Origin of the sequence: Brevibacillus sp. SAFN-007a, from assembly GCF_051967035.1 — a bacterium.
Classification (GTDB): Bacteria; Bacillota; Bacilli; order Brevibacillales; family Brevibacillaceae; genus Brevibacillus.
The window spans coordinates 1-17,355 of the sequence record NZ_JBQCKK010000026.1 but is presented as its reverse complement, the minus strand read 5'-3'; the positions used below and the strand labels follow the sequence as shown (position 1 = coordinate 17,355).

15 protein-coding genes, 1 other RNA gene and 2 pseudogenes are annotated in these 17,355 nt (G+C 49.5%); 8 read left to right on the top strand and 10 right to left on the bottom strand.

Features of this window, described 5'->3' with window-relative positions; translation table 11 throughout:
• Positions 1-79: 79 nt before the first annotated feature.
• The 3 genes from ACTHO6_RS19205 to ACTHO6_RS19195 are packed head-to-tail and all read right to left on the bottom strand — an operon-like array spanning position 80 to position 2,973.
• A complete protein-coding gene (locus ACTHO6_RS19205) occupies positions 80-913 on the bottom strand; it encodes an ABC transporter ATP-binding protein (RefSeq protein WP_440243275.1) in 834 nt (277 codons plus the stop codon).
• Between the two features lie 18 nt (positions 914-931).
• Positions 932-1,966 (bottom strand): FecCD family ABC transporter permease, encoded by a 1,035-nt coding sequence (locus tag ACTHO6_RS19200; protein WP_440243274.1) that lies wholly within the window; start codon positions 1,964-1,966, stop codon positions 932-934.
• Complete coding sequence (locus tag ACTHO6_RS19195; protein ID WP_440243273.1) at positions 1,963-2,973, bottom strand: FecCD family ABC transporter permease; 1,011 nt, start codon at positions 2,971-2,973, stop codon at positions 1,963-1,965. The genes ACTHO6_RS19200 and ACTHO6_RS19195 overlap by 4 nt, the downstream gene beginning before the upstream one ends.
• Before the next feature lie 208 nt (positions 2,974-3,181).
• Here ACTHO6_RS19195 and ACTHO6_RS19190 point away from each other — a divergent pair, with 208 nt between their 5' ends.
• Entirely contained in the window at positions 3,182-4,192 is a 1,011-nt protein-coding gene (locus tag ACTHO6_RS19190; RefSeq protein ID WP_440243272.1) for an ABC transporter substrate-binding protein, read from the top strand.
• Between the two features lie 70 nt (positions 4,193-4,262).
• Here the strand turns inward: ACTHO6_RS19190 and ACTHO6_RS19185 are convergent, their stop codons facing one another.
• The 5 genes from ACTHO6_RS19185 to ACTHO6_RS19165 form a co-directional block, all read right to left on the bottom strand.
• Positions 4,263-5,519, bottom strand: coding sequence for a YjgB family protein (locus ACTHO6_RS19185; RefSeq protein ID WP_440243271.1), 1,257 nt, complete (start codon positions 5,517-5,519; stop codon positions 4,263-4,265).
• Entirely contained in the window at positions 5,509-6,033 is a 525-nt protein-coding gene (locus ACTHO6_RS19180) for an RNA polymerase sigma factor (RefSeq protein WP_440243270.1), read from the bottom strand. The genes ACTHO6_RS19185 and ACTHO6_RS19180 overlap by 11 nt, the downstream gene beginning before the upstream one ends.
• 117 nt (positions 6,034-6,150) lie before the next feature.
• The gene (locus ACTHO6_RS19175) at positions 6,151-6,897 is read right to left on the bottom strand and encodes an ABC transporter permease (protein ID WP_440243269.1); all 747 of its coding nucleotides are present in this window, start codon (positions 6,895-6,897) and stop codon (positions 6,151-6,153) included.
• Positions 6,894-7,652, bottom strand: a complete 759-nt coding sequence (locus ACTHO6_RS19170) for an ABC transporter ATP-binding protein (RefSeq protein WP_440243268.1) — start codon at positions 7,650-7,652, stop codon at positions 6,894-6,896. Before ACTHO6_RS19170 ends, ACTHO6_RS19175 begins: the two co-directional genes overlap by 4 nt.
• Before the next feature lie 79 nt (positions 7,653-7,731).
• Positions 7,732-8,127 carry a YqzM family protein gene (locus tag ACTHO6_RS19165; protein ID WP_440243266.1) on the bottom strand — a complete coding sequence of 132 codons (396 nt, stop codon included), beginning with the start codon at positions 8,125-8,127 and terminating at the stop codon, positions 7,732-7,734.
• A 300-nt stretch (positions 8,128-8,427) separates the two neighbouring features.
• On the opposite strand from ACTHO6_RS19165, the gene secG reads away from it, so the two are divergent.
• The 7 genes from secG (at position 8,428) to ACTHO6_RS19130 (ending at position 16,218) form a co-directional block, all read left to right on the top strand.
• Positions 8,428-8,670, top strand: a complete 243-nt coding sequence (gene secG, locus ACTHO6_RS19160; protein WP_376881105.1) for a preprotein translocase subunit SecG — start codon at positions 8,428-8,430, stop codon at positions 8,668-8,670.
• Positions 8,671-8,813: 143 nt separating this feature from the next.
• Positions 8,814-11,318, top strand: coding sequence for a ribonuclease R (rnr, locus tag ACTHO6_RS19155; protein ID WP_440243265.1), 2,505 nt, complete (start codon positions 8,814-8,816; stop codon positions 11,316-11,318).
• Between the two features lie 204 nt (positions 11,319-11,522).
• Positions 11,523-11,996 (top strand): SsrA-binding protein SmpB, encoded by a 474-nt coding sequence (gene smpB, locus ACTHO6_RS19150; protein ID WP_440243264.1) that lies wholly within the window; start codon positions 11,523-11,525, stop codon positions 11,994-11,996.
• Between the two features lie 167 nt (positions 11,997-12,163).
• Positions 12,164-12,520: a transfer-messenger RNA gene (ssrA, locus tag ACTHO6_RS19145) on the top strand.
• 872 nt (positions 12,521-13,392) lie between these two features.
• On the top strand, positions 13,393-13,731 hold the full coding sequence (locus ACTHO6_RS19140) for a hypothetical protein (protein ID WP_440243263.1): 339 nt from the start codon (positions 13,393-13,395) through the stop codon (positions 13,729-13,731).
• A gap of 285 nt (positions 13,732-14,016) precedes the next feature.
• Entirely contained in the window at positions 14,017-14,700 is a 684-nt protein-coding gene (locus ACTHO6_RS19135) for a hypothetical protein (protein WP_440243262.1), read from the top strand.
• A 48-nt stretch (positions 14,701-14,748) separates the two neighbouring features.
• Complete coding sequence (locus ACTHO6_RS19130; protein ID WP_440243261.1) at positions 14,749-16,218, top strand: protein kinase domain-containing protein; 1,470 nt, start codon at positions 14,749-14,751, stop codon at positions 16,216-16,218.
• A 10-nt stretch (positions 16,219-16,228) separates the two neighbouring features.
• Here ACTHO6_RS19130 and ACTHO6_RS19125 read toward each other — a convergent pair.
• Both ACTHO6_RS19125 and ACTHO6_RS19120 read right to left on the bottom strand, forming a co-directional pair.
• Positions 16,229-16,639 (bottom strand): annotated as a pseudogene (locus tag ACTHO6_RS19125) (IS3 family transposase); the annotation flags it as partial.
• 26 nt (positions 16,640-16,665) lie between these two features.
• A pseudogene (locus tag ACTHO6_RS19120) lies at positions 16,666-17,040 on the bottom strand (transposase); the annotation flags it as partial.
• Between the last annotated feature and the right edge of the window lie 315 nt (positions 17,041-17,355).

The window sequence follows — 17,355 nt, the reverse complement described above, 5'->3', positions numbered from 1 at the left end:
CATCTGCGGATCTTGTGCCTGTTGCCTAAAAAGGACGGAGCCTATGCGAGAGGCTCCGTCCTTGCAGCGTGGCTGCCGGTTACGACATCACGACTTCTTTGACTTTTGACTTCATGCGGCCCGTTCCGATCCGGCATTTGCTGTAAGGGATGCACATTGGCGTGCCGTACAGCGGGTCCAGTGTGATCTGGCAGTCCATATCAAATACGGTGCGGACAAGGTCGGTCGTCAGGACCTCTTCCGGCGCTCCTTCTGCCACGACTGTCTGGTTGTGTACAGCGACGATATGATGCGCGTACCGGCAAGCCAGATTCAAGTCGTGGAGGACCATGACGATGGTTCGTTGTTCCGTTTCATTCAGTTCATACAACAGGTCCAGAATCTCGATCTGATGCGACATATCCAGATACGTAGTCGGTTCATCGAGCAGAATCGTTTCGGTTCCTTGCGCCAGCGTCATGGCGATCCAGGCACGTTGGCGCTGGCCTCCGGAGAGACTGTCGACAGAATGGTTGGCCATATCCGTGAGCTGGGTGGCGGCCAGTGCTTTCATGACCATTTGTTCGTCTTCCTCTGACCATTGCTGCAGCCAGTTTTGATAAGGGTAGCGTCCCTGTTTGACCAACTGATGAACCGTCAAGCCTTCCGGTGCAGTCGGGCCTTGCGGGAGAATAGCCAGACGTCTTGCTACTTCCTTCGTAGACCGCTTGGCGATGGATTCCCCCTCAAGCAAAATGGCACCTTCTTTCGGTTTCAGCAGGCGAGCCAGGGAGCGCAGCAGCGTCGATTTGCCGCTGCCATTACTGCCGATGAAAACCGTGATTTTTCCACGCGGAATATTCAGGTTGAGCGCTTCGATGATGTTGCGTTCCCCGTAAGACAAGGTTAGACTGCGGGTCTCCAAAGCTTGCATGAGGCAGGACTCCTTTCGCTAGCGATTTCGATTTTTGTACAGCAGATAGATGAAAAACGGAGCGCCGATCAACGAGGTGAAGACTCCGACAGGCACTTCAATCGGAGAAAAGGCCATGCGCGCGATCAAATCAGCAGCCAGTACGATGATAGCCCCAAGGAACGCCGATAGCGGGAGGGCGCCGCCAAAAGACGGTCCGACCAGCTGTTTGGCAATATGCGGAGCGAGCAAGGCGACGAAGCTGATGTCGCCTCCGACGGACACGGCCGTCCCCGTCAAAGCGGCGCAAATCATGAGCAGGAGAAAACGATCCCATTGCAGCGCGCTTCCCAGGCTCGTCGCGACATCATCGCCGAGCTGCTGGATGTTGACTCTTCTGGCGAGAACGGCAGCGACTGCGATCAGGGTGACGACCCATGGCAGAATCATGAATACATCGTTCCAGTCGACACCGTAGATGCTCCCCGTCAGCCAGAGTAAAGCTTTATTTTGCAGCAAAAACGGGCTGAACAGAATCAGAATGGTGACAAGCGCACTTGCCGCGATTTTGATTCCGACGCCGATCATGACGAGACGCAGCGGGGTGACGCCTTTTTTCCACGCCAGGGCGTACAGCAGAAACGTGGCCGCAAGCGCCCCCAAAAACGCGGTCGGAGGCAGCCATTTGATGCTGGCTGTTTCAAATACGAGCAAAAAGCCAACCGCCGCAACGGAAGCGCCTCCGGCTACCCCGAGAACGTCCGGCGAAGCGAGCGGATTGCGAATAATTCCTTGCATGATGGCGCCCGCCGCAGCCAGGGCTGCTCCCACGAGAATGGCAACCAGAATGCGCGGAAGGCGGAATTGCTGAACAATCAGTGCATCTCCTTCCGAACCGGTACCGAGAAAGACTTTGACGACGTCCAGCGGCGCAATTTTCATTTCGCCCATCCCCAGACTGACGACAGTCACAGCCAGGGCAATCAGCAGAGCAATGGTCGAATACAGCAGCGTCTTTTTGTGTAGCTGAAAAGAAACACGTTTGCTAAAGCGCAGAGGCAGGTGTGGTTTCATTCCTTGTCCAGCCCCTTTCGTGCGACATAGATGAAGAACGGAACACCAATCAGGGCGGTCATGACGCCAATAGGCACTTCCGCAGGCATGGCGATGAATCGGGCGCCGATATCGGCCACAAGCAGAAGGATCGAGCCGAGCAGTCCGCTGTACAGAAGCACCCAATGCGTCTCGATTCCGACCAGATAGCGGGCTAGGTGAGGCGTAACCAGTCCGACGAAACCGATGGGACCAGCTACGGCTACGGAGCAGCCGGAAAGCAGCACAATCACGGCACCGGTAGAGAGCTTGACGAGCAAGGTGCGCTGCCCGAGACCTTTGGCTACATCGTCCCCCATGAGCAGGGTTTGGATGGGGCGGGCGAGGAGGAAAGCGGCGATCCAGGCAATGACCATATAAGGGAAGACAGTGGCCAAATACTCCAGCTTTCTTCCGCCGACAGAACCGGCCAGCCAGAACAGCACCTCATCAGCGGCTTTTTCGTTGAGCACCATCATGGCGTGGCGGATGGACGCAGCCAAGGCCGTAATCGCTGCACCGGCGAGCACCAGCTTGACGGGGGTAAGTCCATCCCTGCCGAACGAGCCGAGCAGGTAGACGATGAATCCGGCAACCGCTGCTCCGAAAAAGGAAATCCAGGTGAATTCCGTGAGCGAGCTGATCCCGACAAACGTAACGGCAAAAACGACAAAGAGAGAAGCACCTGCGTTCAGTCCAAACAGTTCTACATCTGCCACAGGGTTTCTCGTCAACGATTGAAGCAGGGTACCGGCGAGGCCGAGACAAAAACCGACCGTAAGCGCATTCAGGACACGGGGCACCCGAACTTCCTTAATGACAATATGCTCGTTTGTTCCGTTGAAGTTGGTATAGGCATCGAGGGCGGTTTGCCAGCTGGTGTCAATCACGCCAAAGACAAGGCTGGCATAGCTGAGGTAAATCAATAGCAGAATGGCGATAGCCACTCCAAGAATTTTACGAAAATGGCTGCCAAGTAAAGAATTCATGAGGGCTACATCCTTATCTATGCATGTTGTGCGACGTGCTTGTTGGCACGGCTATACAGTAATATTAGAGGCAGCTCTGGGCATGTGTCAATGATGTTGATAGTCATTATCAATTTGTGCTTGACTGTAGCCAGACATGAAGGTAGGATAATCATTGTCATTGATTGACATTCTCAATTACACAAATCGTTAAGGGGGTCCTCTTACCATGTTTTCTCGTACATATCGGACCGCAGGGTTTAAAGCGTTCTTTGCGGTTTTGATGGCGCTGTTGCTGGTGGTCACTGGTTGCGGCACTCCGCAGGCAACGGAACAAACTCCGGCAGAGCAAAAGCCTGCTGAACAGGCTACAGGCAATGCCAACGGTTCCGACCAATCCTATACAGTCAAACACGCTATGGGCGAAACCACAATTAAAGGTACACCACTGCGCGTTGTCATGCTGACCAACCAAGGGACAGAAACCTTGATGGCACTTGGCGTGAAGCCAGTAGGTGCTGTTGGTGCCGCGCATGATCCGACTCAATTCTACGATTTCACCAAGTCCTTCCTGGAAGGCACCAAGTCTGTTGGTACAGAAGGTCAGCCAAACCTGGAAGCAATCGCTGCCCTGAAGCCTGACCTGATTCTCGGTATGAAATTCCGTCATGAAAAAATTTATCAACAGCTGTCCGCAATCGCTCCGACCGTATTCGTAGAAGAGCCACGCGGCGACTGGAAAGCAAACTTCAGCCTGTACGCAGAAGCTGTCAACAAAAAGGCGGAAGGCGAGAAAATCATCGCTGACTGGAACAAGCGCGTAGCCGAGTTCAAGGAAAAAGCGGGCGACAAGCTGAAAACGAAAGTATCCGTCGTGCGTTTCATGCCTGGTAAAGTTCGTATCTACTATAAAGACACCTTCACTGGCGCAATCTTCAAAGACCTGGGTCTGGCTCGTCCAGCTTCCCAAGACAAAGAAGAGTTCGCAGCAGAAGTAACCAAAGAACGCATTCCAGAGATGGACGGCGACATCATGTTCTACTTCACGTATGAGACAGGAAAAGGCGAAGCGTCCAAGATCGAGCAAGAATGGACAAACGACCCTCTGTGGAAAAACCTGAACGTAGTCAAAGCAGGTAAAGCGTTCAAAGTGGATGACACCATCTGGAACACTTCCGGTGGCGTAATCGCAGCGAACAAAGTGCTGGATGAGCTGGAAGGCTACATCCTCGGCCAATAATCGAGCAACACAAAAAGACAGGAGCCATCGCCCCTGTCTTTTTTGTATGCTTGGCGAACGGTACATGAGATCAGCCCGCCATGTTGTTGATGGTGCCGCGCGGATAGAAAATGTTGACATGATCGATGTACAGGTTCTCCGCTGCACCCGCTGTTTGGGAGAAGATGATTTTCAACTCGTAATCGGGTGTAACCTGGTACGTGTAGATGGTTTGCCCGGCGACGGTAGCCGTGCTGCTCGGCTTGCCCAGCGCCTGCAAAACCTCCGCTTGCGTGATCGCTTGCAGGCGATAGTCGTAGGAACGAATATCGACGACCTGCATGCCCTTGTTGAAAGCGAAGACCAGTCCGCGATCCCGGTACGTATTGTACGTGAGTCCATTGACGTAGGAGACGACATCGGGTTTGCCGATTTGCTTTTCGATCTCATCGAACACGTCCTGTTCTACCCGATACTCGCTGCCAATCGTTTGCCCGTTTTTGGCCAGCTCGCGAAGGTCTTGCAGGATGGCGATATTGCTGCCGTACAGCATCAGGTTTTTGTTGCCCTGCGGGTAGTACACATTGTATTGGACGAGTACGAGATCCGTGTCACCCGCACTCTTTCCCCCCTGGAAGCTGAACTTGACCTGGTATTTGCTCGTCACGTCATAGGTGTAAAGGGTCTGATTGCCGAATTCGCTGACCCGGTTCGGTTTCCCCCACGCCTTTTCCACGTCGGACAGACGGATTTGCTGCAAGCGGGGATCGGTTGTGCGGATGTCTACCAACTGCATGCCTTTGTTGTAGCCGAACGCCACCCCGCGCTTGGCGTAGGACGAGTAGGTGAGTCCGTTGGCTTGCATGGTATGGTCAGGCTTGCCCCAGTCTTTTTCGACTTGATCGAAGACGGTGTTTTCCACGGTGTACGGTGCAAAAACCCCTTTTCCTTTTTCCGCTTCCGTGCGGATAAGCGGCAACAGTTGATCGGACTGTGGGCTGACAGGCACAGGGTTCACGGCAGTCCCTTTGCCGGCATCAGGTCCTGGAGAAGCCGAGGTCGAGCCGGGCGTCGGCGAGGCGGACACATCCGGCAGGGCGCTTGGCTGATGGTTGCTGACGAGGGTCGCTCCCATCCAGATCGTGGCCGCAAGTACGGAGCAAACCGCCAGGCCTTTTCCCAGCCCGGAGAAGCGGCGGCCAGAGGGAACAGGTGCGGATGAATTCCGTGCATGCGCGTCGGCGGAACGAATGGTCGACAAGATCGCTTGTTTTTTTCCTTCCCTCATTTTCATGTCCGGCAGTCCTTTCATTTCATCTAAAAGTTGTTCATCTGTTTTAAATGGCATCGCCAACCATCCCCTTTCTTTCCTGTAGGAGCTGCTCTTTTACGGCCTTCATGGCCCGGTGCAACGTGACGTTGACCTTGTTTTCGGACCACTCCAATACTTCGGCGGTCTCTTTGGCGGATAGCCCCTTGATTCCGCGAAGGATCAGCACCTCACGATAGGCCGGCTTCATGTGCCGCAGCGCATGGTACAGCGCTTGTTGTTCGGCGTGCGCATGCAAGATTTCCTCTGGCGTCTTTGCTTCGGATTGAACGGACGCGAGCCATTTGTCCGGCAGCCAGTTGCGAAAACGCTGTTTTCTCGCAAAGTCGATGGCCGTATGCCTGGCGATGGTGAGCAGCCAGGTCTTGGGTTGCGATCTGCCTTCAAACGATTCCAGTGACCGCAGCGCCTTGAGGAATACCTCCTGGACGAGATCTTCCACGTCTTTGTTTCCGGTATAGTAGACGAGAAATTTGTAGATGTCGTCGCTATAGCGCAGAAACCATTGCTCGATGATGCTGTTTTTGTCCATGGCGGAACCACCTTTTTTTGCTTTCTACTTGTAATTTGACGACTCAGGCGCGCTTTCATTACAAAAGACGAAAAAAACTGCCGGAATCATGACCGACAGTTTCTGGAATTCGTTCGGTTAGGGGCGAAGCATGGCGTCATGGGTAAACCAGAGCCGATAGGCCAGCATGCTAATCAGCACAGCCGAGATGGCGGCAGAGGAGCTGAAGCTGAGCATGATGAGAATTTGGTAGCGGACGGCTTCGACCGGGCTTGCGCCAGCGATAATCATGCCGGTCATCATCCCGGGAAGCTGAACGAGCCCGATGGTTTTCATCGTGTCAAAGGTAGGGATCATGCTCGCTTTGACAGCCCGTTTCAGCGCAGCTTGCACAGCTTGCCGGGGCGTCGCTCCCAGGCACAATAGCGTCTCGATCTCGCCACGGGAGGTTTCCACTTCGCGATTCATATGAGAGAGAAACAGGCTGCATACAATCATGGAACTGCCGATAATCATGCCGCTCATCGGAATCAGGTACTGGGGCGTAGGCGAAACCAGTTCGAGTGCCACCAAAAGCCCCATGGTAATCAGTTCGGTTACAGCCAGCGACATGACGATCCGCCAAAAAATGCCCCGCAGCCGCTTTCCTTTGCTGGCGGCGTTCCAGGACGCGACGCCAATCATCATGGCGATCATCAGCAACAGAAACGGCAGGCTGTCCGCATGGAAAACGATCTGCAAGACATAGCCGATGACCACCAGCTGCACGGTGGAACGAATGGTGCCGATGGCGATCTCTTTTTCCAGTCCAAGCTTTTGCCACAGGGAGAGGAAAAGAGCAATCAGGACGAAGGCAAAGGCAATCCAGATGGATGAATACGTCATGCGCGCACCTCGCTGCCTGTAGGGTGCGCAGGAGCGCTTTGCAAAAAGTCGCGGGCCTGCATCGTAGGGGGCGCCTGAAAAAAGGCGTGAGTGGGCACGTCGGCTTGCAGCTGATGCTCGGCCATGAACCAGATGCGCTGGCAGCTGCTGCGGGCTTCCGCCAGATCGTGCGTGACCCAGAGAATGGTCGTACCGGTCTGGGCATGCCAATCGACGAGCAATCGCTCCGTGGCCTGTTTGCTGGTGGTATCCAGCGAGGCCGTGACTTCGTCCAGCAACAGGACGTCCGGCTGCAATAACAGAGTGCGGATCAGAGCCAGCCGCTGCTTTTCGCCACCGGAAAGCTGCTCAGCCGGCTTTGACCACGCGACCTGTTCCAAATGAAGCTGTTCAAACAGCGTGCGGGCGAGCCGTTCGTCGAAGGGGCGCTGATGCAATACGCTTACGGTACGCAGATTGTCTTCCACTGTGCCTGGCAGCATGATCGCCTGCTGGGCGACATAGCTTACTTTCATTCGCCAGGCAGGGCTTTCCCACTGGGTCATCTCTTTTTGGTCCAGACGAATCGTTCCACTGTCTGGTGGCAAAAGCCGCCCGAGAATGCGCAGCAGGGTGCTTTTGCCCTGGCCTGATTTTCCGAGTATTCCAATAATGGTTGGTTCCGAAATGGTCGCGCTCAGATCGCGAAAAAGCCAGAGGCCGGGTGAAGAGAGGGCTTTTTTGCCCAAAGATTCTATCTCCATGACGGTATTCATGTAAAAATTCCCCCATCAACGGGAAAACACCGAAGAGGACGAGTCTCCGGTGTTTCTCCCTACAGGCTATCTTATGTACCTATTTGTGCTCCGACAGCCATTGAGCCACTGCTTGAATTTCCGGTTGTTTTTTCAGCAATCCTGGAGGCATGCCGCCTTTTCCTTCTTTGATGATTTTGGCGATCTCTTCAGCGCTGTATTTCCCGCCCACCTTTGTCAGGTTGGGTCCTGCAATTCCTTCCAGGTTTTGCCCGTGACAGGAAGAACAGTTTTGTTTAAAAATAGCTGCAGCATCAATATTGGCAGTAGGCGCACCGCCACCTTGCGCTTCTTCCCCATGTTTTGGCGGGAAAATAATCGATCCTACGAGTGCAATGAGGAAAACGAGGAACAAAATACCAAACGAAGTAAAAAAGGCCTTCGCGGAATCAATTACGTCGTTTTGATTCATGTCTTTTTTGTTGGACCCAGCCATTTGACAAAGACCTCCCGGCGCAATAATAAAGGTTCACCTGCAATTTTACGGCAAAATCTTGACAGTTGCAAGGCGACGGCCAAACAGACAAAGAAAGTACACAATTTGCCAATTTTGTGCAAACTCATCTTTTCCTGTATCGTCGCCTATATTGTGCGTAAAATGCCCGGATATTATTTTCAGGGAGGCGAGGGTGTATATATAATGGAAGGGATACTGGGTTGCTGACGTCAGACAAGTATGTTACAGTAAGTGTATTGGTTTTTACCGCCTTGGAAATCCGTTTTGAGGTGAATGAAGATGGCATTGGCTGCGAAAATTTTACTTGTGATCGCAAGTATTGGCTTAATTATCGTCGTGTTGCTGCAATCTGGAAAAAGTGCCGGCCTTTCGGGAGCGATTGGTGGCGGTGCAGAGCAACTGATGGGCAAGCAAAAAGCCCGTGGGATTGATGCGCTTTTAGGGAAACTGACCGTTGTATTTGCGGTTGCTTTCATGCTTTTTGCGATTTTGCTCGGATATTTCTTGAAAACAGGAGCGTAATAGACGACTAGCCGAAAGACAGCGGGTGCGACTTGCTGTCTTTTTCGCTATTCCGATTGCGATGTAGATGAAAGGTGAATACTACATAGTAATGGATAAAATGGAGGAGCGGGCAGAGCCACTCAAAAAAAGGAGGTCTGTGAATGACAGATCAAGAAAAGATACTCGCGTTCATGCGGGAGCAAGCCTATCACCCGATGACGGTGAGGGAGCTGGAGGAAGCGTTTGAAATCAAGGATTCGGCTTCCTTCAAGGAGCTGGTAAAGACGCTGAACGCACTGGAAGCAAGCGGCGAGGTGATTCGCACGCGTGCGAACCGATACGGGGTACCGGAAAAAATGAACCTGGTGCGCGGGCGTCTGCAAAGCCATCCAAAGGGCTTCGGATTCATTATCCCGGAAACGCCTGGCGCGGAAGACATCTACGTCCATGCCAACGACATGAATGGAGCGCTGCATGGAGATACGGTACTGGTTCGTGTCGAGAAGGAAGCGAACGGGAATCGCCTGGAAGGGCGGATTATTCGCGTCGTCGAACGGGGCATGACCCGGGTGGTGGGCACGTTCAAGGACGAGACGTATTACGCGTTTGTGATTCCCGACGAAAAGCGGATTGGCAAAGATATTTTTATCCCGAAAACGGCGTACAACGGAGCGGTGGACGGCCACAAGGTCGTCGCCAACATCGTTCGCTACCCGGAAGGACGGGTCAATCCCGAGGGAGAGATCGTCGAGATTCTGGGGCATAAAAACGATCCGGGCGTAGATATTCTGTCCATCATCCGCAAGTTTAACTTGCCGGAAGCGTTTCCGGAGGAAGTCCTGGCCGAGGCGGAAGCAGTGCCGGACGAGATTTCCGAAGAGGAGATCAGGGGACGCCGCGATCTGCGCGACCGGATGATGGTCACCATCGACGGGGCGGATGCCAAGGATCTGGATGACGCCGTATCGCTGGAAGTGCTGGAGAACGGCAATGTCAGGCTCGGTGTGCATATCGCCGACGTCAGCTATTACGTTCGCGAAAAATCCGCCCTGGATAACGAAGCGTATCGCCGGGGCACGAGCGTCTACCTGGTAGACCGCGTCATCCCGATGCTGCCGCATCGTCTGTCCAACGGAATATGCAGTCTGAATCCCAAGGTGGATCGCCTGACGATCTCCTGCGACATGGAGTTGGACCAGAACGCGCAGCTCGTGAAGTACGATATTTTTCTCAGCGTGATTCGCACTAACGAGCGCATGACCTACGCCGACGTGCGCAGCATCCTGGAAGACAAGGACGAAGCCTTGATCGAGAAGTACAGCGAGCTTGTCCCGATGTTTCAGGAGATGGAGAAGCTGGCCTTGAAGCTGCGTGCCAAACGGATGCAGCGCGGCGCAATCGACTTCGACTTCCGGGAAGCGAAAATTTATGTCAACGAAGAGGGAATCCCTACAGATATCGGGTTTCGCACACGCTCGATTGCGGAGCAAATCATTGAGGAATTCATGCTGGCCGCCAACGAAACCGTGGCCGAGCATTTTCACTGGATGAAACAGCCGTTTATGTATCGGGTGCACGAAGACCCGAATGCGGAAAAGCTGATGGCCTTCATGGAGTTCATCACGAACTTCGGTTACTCGATTCGCGGCAAGGGCAATTCCGTTCATCCGCGCGCCCTGCAACAGCTTTTGGAAGAAGTAAAGGGCACGCCGGAAGAGATCATCATTAGCACAGTTATGCTGCGATCCATGAAGCAGGCGCGCTACGATGCGGAAAGTCTCGGGCACTACGGTTTGTCCACCGAGTTTTACACGCACTTTACGTCGCCGATTCGCCGTTACCCCGATCTCATCGTTCACCGCCGCATCCGGGAATGGATCGAACAGGGCAACAACCTGTCGGAAAAGCGTCTGGCGTACTGGGCCGAGCACATGCCGATTATCGCCGAGCATGCCTCCCAGCGCGAGCGGCTGGCGGTCGATGCCGAGCGTGAGACAGACGATTTGAAAAAAGCAGAGTTCATGAAGGAGCGCGTCGGAGAGGAATTCGAGGGCGTCATTTCCAGCGTGACCTCGTTCGGGCTTTTCGTGGAGTTGCCCAATACGATCGAGGGCCTGGTACACATCAGCTTCCTGACCGACGACTACTACCATTACCACGAAAAGATGTACGCGCTGGTAGGGGAACGGACCGGCAAGCAGTACCGGATCGGGGATGTTGTGCAGGTTCGCGTGGCGAACGTCAACGTGGAGGAGCGCACGATCGACTTCGAGATCGTCGGCATGACCAAGGCAGCCGGATTCCGCGGCAGCCGCGAGCGTACGCCGCGCGTCATCGACGGCCGGGGCACAGGTCGCAAGCCGACTCGCGGCAAACAGGATCGCGCGCGTGGCGGTCGCCCTGAGCGAGCGGATCGCGAGAAAGACAAGAAACACCCGGCAGAAATCCGCCAAAAATACAAGGGTCGTCGCAAAGGCGAAGGAAACAAGGCTTCCCGCCCCGCATCCGCCGGACCGGCCGTTGGCAGCGAAGACGTCCTGCCGATCGGGACGGGCGGAGAAGAGTCCCAAGGGCAGCGTCAGAAGGGCTTCTGGGAGGATTTTGTCCGCTCCAAGAAAAAGAATCGCAAAAACGTGGTCAGTCAAGCGAAACGGAAGCGGCGTTAAACGGTTGCGGAAGGGCGCGGCTCCAGTTCTATACAGGAGGCACCGCAAGCAGGCGGGAACGGCCTTGAAGGGGGACGCGGCCTTCTTTTTTCGACCGCTTTGGCCTGGCAAGGCGGCGTTGTCCGGTGAATGACTTGCCACGGCGGGCGAAATTTGCTAGACTAACTGTTACGAAACGCAGTACGTACAAGCGAGGTGATCTCCATGTCCAAAGAGAAAGCCGGAACCAAGACAGTCGCTCAAAACCGCAAAGCGCGCCACGATTACCACATCGAGCAAGTCTTCGAAGCAGGGATTGCCCTGACCGGTACGGAGATCAAGTCGGTGCGTGCCGCGCGTGTCCAGCTCAAGGACAGCTTCGCCCGCGTGCAAAACGGCGAGTTGCTCCTGTACAACGTGCATATCAGCCCGTACGAGCAGGGCAACCGTTTCAACCACGAGCCGGAGCGGACCCGCAAGCTGTTGATGAGACGGCTGGAAATCCTCAAGCTGAACGGCCTGATTCGCGAAAGAGGCTACTCGCTGGTTCCGCTGAGCATTTATTTGAAGGGCGGCTGGGCCAAGGTCGAGCTTGCTCTGGTCAAAGGGAAAAAGAACTACGACAAGCGCGAAGACCTCAAGAAAAAGGACGCGGCCCGCGAAGTCGAGCGCGCCCTGCGCGAACGACAAAAGGTCTGATGGCAGGCCGTATGGGTTGCTTTGGCAGGCTTGGCAGCAATCCACGTTGAGTTATGGCTGTTGCTTGTGCTATAGTAAGTAGGCAGCAAGCATACACGACTTTGTAAGCGACAGTCTGGGTGCGGATCCATCGTTCTTCACCTGGACTTTTTCTCACCTTATACCATGGGGGCGTTCTGGATTCGACGGGAATGGTAGAGCATGAGAAGCGAGCCGGGGGGTTGCGGACCTCGTCATCAACGCAAACGCCATTAACTGGCAACAAACAACTTTCTCTCGCTGCTTAATAACCAGTGAGGCTCTCCCACTGCATCGGCCCGTGTGCCGTGGATAGGGCTCAACTTTAACGGGCTACGCCGGAGGCTTCCGCCTGGAGCCGAAGGAAGAAGACCAATCAGGCTAGGTGCCGGGTCAGCGCGTCACTCCGCGAATCCGTCACCGAAACACTAAATGAGTGACTGCGCTCGGAGATGCTCATGTATCGCTGTTTTCGGACGGGGGTTCGAATCCCCCCGCCTCCACCTACATATTTTGATTTCATCGGTCTGGGCGTTTCCTTTGACCGAAATTGTAGACGTCACGTAGACGAAAGCATTGAATGTATTCCTATTCGTAAATCTGTAGACGAGTTGTCTACAACTTAATCGTGATAAGTTTTTTTACATATGTAGTATCGTGTGCTGAAATCTATTCATGGATATGCGAAAACGGTGAAATAATCCAAGTGAAACGAGTAAAGATGACCAGTTATGGTCACCTTTTGTTTATGTATGGTATGTAGCATTATGAAGTATGGGATATGCTCGGTGAATAGAAAATTATAGTGTTTTTATACCCAAGTTCATTTCCATTGGGATAATGTATAATACCTAGACATTGTTATAGGATATTTTATGGAATATCTGATTTTTCATATAAATAAAAGCTGTATACTTTGTCTGTGAGTAAAGATATATTCGGAGACTTTTTCTCTTTCCTCCATATATTTCTTTAACGAAAAATATATAGAGCTTAAAATTCCTGAATATTTGAGGCGTATTTTCTCACCTAGTTAATAGGTACATGGTGAGAATTTTAATGGGCAGGTGTAATCAAATTTATAAGACAAGCTGTTCGAACGGTTTCCATGGGCGGAAGCAAAAGATTCGAATACAGGTGAGGGGTTAGGTTATTTAACTCTTTGTTGGTGCGGAGACGGTTGGTTTCTTACTGATTTGGAATATGTTCGAGGAAATTGAGAATGTCTACAAAGCCAAGGACATTCCTATTAGCGTAGTAATTTGGGCAATCAAAGAGAAATATGCATCCAAGCAGACCGTTTTCAACAAGGGCATTCATGAAATAAATGATATTTCTGAAAAGTATGAAAATTTGTCCGGAGAGGTGGGTGAATCATGTGGCGATTCAGGAAGCATTTACACACTGCAAAGGCGGCTACAGCCTAATTTGGGATATTAACAGAGCCCAAGCATCAATTAATTATGTATTTAAGCAGGGGCGTGGACAAATATTTGAACCTACTGCAGAAGAACTATATCCATATACTAAAAGAACAGATATACAAAAGAGTCGTTTGGAATATGCCTACAACAACGACATGCCAGTTATCGTTGTGGATTTTACTCCTACTAGAGAGCGGATTGTTATTGATGGGAACCACAGGGTAGTAGAAAGATATAGGAAAGATCCGAATATCAAAGTAAAAACAATCGGGGTAGTAGGTTTTTTTAGTTAAACTTTATGCCAAATGATTTGTTCTGTAAGCTGTACGCAATTCACCAAAATCTCCATTCAATCTCGAATTATATGCTTGGAGCTATTTCAAAGGTAGAGTTACATATGGATGCTTGGTTGCTTCAAGGAGCCACTGATTTAGAATGGATGAACAATTACTTTCATCAGCAAGACGGAATACAATTTTGAAGCTCCATCGCTGTTATACAGCGAATAGTCCCATCCATAATCAACAATCAGTCTAAAACAGAAATTATGGATCTCATGATGAAGGGAGACTATACTGGTGGCGAAAAAGAACCATTCGAATGATGAAACTACATCTTTGAAGCTATCTAATTTTTTTAAGGATTTATTTGGAGATGGCGATCCATTTACAGATCTCAAGAGAGAGTATAAACCAATCTCATTGAAGAAAAAGGGAGATCTGGAAAATGAGGTTCAGTGGCAGATTACTAACCTTGAGAAAGACGGGCATAAAGTACTTAATGTAGCTCAAAATCGGTATGGTGAGAGCATCGTTGTTTATCGACTATTTTATGGTGATGATCTGGACGATGAAGATATTACCTTAAAAGTGAAAGTTATATCCAAAAGGGGGGTAAAGGTTCCTGACTCAGCCGTCTTTTTAATAGTTGATACAGAAAATAAGCATATGCGAATTGCGGATATTCGTATTCAGGGAGAACGGGTTAACAGAGGTTATGGATCGATCATGATGGAAGGGCTTTTGAAGCTTGCTCATCAGCTGGAAATAAAGTACATTACCGGATGGATTTCAGGTGTAGACTGGGATCATATTGAAAGATTAGAGCATTTCTACAGAAAGTTTGGATTTGAATGTGAACTTAATCATGAAAGTAAGCATGGAACAATAACGTGGGTAAACGAGGAGCTTGGCGCTTCCCGTGAAGAGTTTGATATATTAATTGGTGATTTCAAAAAAGTTGATAAAGTTACAAACGATTAATTTTTGCTAATATAGTCATTTACTATTATTAATGATGGGTGAGAGTCTATGTTATCTGATCAAAATTATATTAAAATTCTAAATTACTTTGATCAGCATTTTTGGGAGGGGAAAATATCTGAAACCAACTGGAATTATTATGGGCTTGTTTTAGATTGGTACTTTGATAATTCTGTATTAAGTGTTGATTATTTAGACATTGTAGACTTTTTTGATCATAATGGTAGTTTTACTTTTGTTGATGATAAGTATTTATCTGAACAATATAAAAACTTGCCTCCCAAGAAGTGCCTACAGGTGTTGGGGAATATTTTGAATATTCTTAAACACTCAACCATAAACAAAGAGAAGAGTAATCATATGATTGAGTTAGTTACTAAAGTATTGAAGAGAGACAACATAAAGGTTATCAACCCTGATATTGGTTACATTGCTGTAATACCCGATGATATTCTTGACTCTGGATCTTACTGCAATATAGTTCGTGTAAGTGAAGGGGTCTTGAGGAAAGAATTAAAGCCCTTTTACCAGAACGATGAGAAGTTAAAAAAACGCTTGAAGTATGAATTTGAGAATATGCAAAAACTTAGTGGTTGTCCGCAAGTTTTAAATGTCTATGATTTTAATCCTGAAAATAATTCTTATTTGATGGAACAAGGTGATAAAAACCTTTTGAAGCACTTAAATGATGAGTTGGAGCTTTCTTTTGAAGATAAATTAAAAATCATCATGGACATACTTAAAGGGATGGCATTCGCTCATGAGCAGTCAATCATTCATAGAGATTTGCACTTGGGGAATATACTGAAAGTAGGAAAGGATTTTGTAATATGTGATTTCGGGTTAAGTAAGGATTTATCAATCGAACGGAGCATGAAGTCATCTTATACCGAGAAAAACAATCATTTATTTGTAGATCCCCTTGCTATCTCAGACTTTACAAAATTAGACCTTAAAAGTGATATCTACTCCATCGGCAAAATAATTGATTATGTATTTACATATAATGAAGTTGATCCAAACCATATGTTCAAAACTGTGGTCGAGCGCTGCATTTCCAGAGATAAAGCACTCCGATATGATTCTGTTAACCAAATAATCAATGATATTGAAGTTATTTTGAAAAGTCAAGATCAGAAGGAAAACAGAAAGTACGCAATTAACAAAATATTGAACAATCAATACGATACTCAGGTTCATGAGTTTATTATGAATTTGGTAGATTCAGATAGAATTAGCAAGTTCATAGTTACTCATAAACTATCATCATTTGGAAAAATCATAGTGAAATTTGAGAGCGTATATCAAAGTAAAATACTACAATCGATTTCATATGGGTATTCAGAGGCGACGGGGTATGGTGGATGGAGCAATTATGATATTTTTGCACAAATTTCATATTACCTGTGTATTAATTTGAAAGATTTAGAGGTGAAAAAGATTGCAAGAAGCATATTAGAAGAATGTGCAAAAATAAGATATTCTGCAAATGATCTATTAGAAAGCCTTCCGGACTAACTATTGGGTGTTGTAGGTCTCCTTTTACGCTTGCAAAAGCTTGGTAGACCAGTGCGGCATCTTTACTGGTTCCACAGCTATACCCAATTATCTCCCGATTGAATAAGTCCACGAGCAGGCAGATGTAGTGCCATTTGTTTGCGACTCGAACATACGTCAAATCACTCACAACCGCCTCTAGTGGTTCATCTTTTGTAAACTCGCGGTTCAGTTCATTCTGGATGGGTGAATCGTTACACGGTGACTTATGTGGTTTATACTGGGCAACCGTATACGCCGATACAAGGCCATTCTTTTTCATCAAGCGTCCCATGCGCCGTCTTGAAACGATTCGTCCTTCTTTTTGGATGGGTGCCTTGATCTTTCTGGTTCCATAAACGCGCTGATTCTCGTCAAAAATACGTATGACTGCTTGCTCCACCTCATCATCGCTAGATGACTGCTGGCTACTTTCGTAATAGTAGGTACTCCGATTTACCTTGAGTATGGAACACATGGCAGATACGGAGTACTTATGTGCATTTTATCGAATCACTATGATTTTCGTCCGAAGATCAGCGCTGCTTGCTTTAAAATATCGTTTTCCATCTTCAATCGTTGATTTTCCTTACGTAGCTCCATCAGTTCCGTTTGTTCCGCTGTTCGGTTGTCCTTTTCTTTGAAAGACCCTGTAGTTCTACTCTGTTTGACCCAACGGTCAAACGCAGATGCACCCAGATCATACTCTTTTAAAATATCTGCACGAGGTTTGCCATTCTCATAAAGCTGAACCATCTGCTGTTTGAACTCGTCTGTAAATGACCGACGCTCACGTTTCCTCATGACAATCTCTCCGTTCTATTTCGATTTGCTTACAATCTTCTATACCTTAAGAGAATTGTCCAATTCAGTGTAGCCGATCCAATAAGCGGTCCTACTGCAAGTAGATAAGGAGCATTTCTGATAAAAGTGGACATGCCAAATACCACTGCACCCAATACAGTGATGAAGTGGAGCTTCCAATCCAATGGAACTGTCACGTATAACACCAGTGCGGCCACTTCTCCCAAGAGAGCAAACACTCTAAAGCCCCAAAATTGGATTTGAGTTATCACCCCTTATCTTGTTAATCTGGTATCAGAAGAACAGAGGGGGATT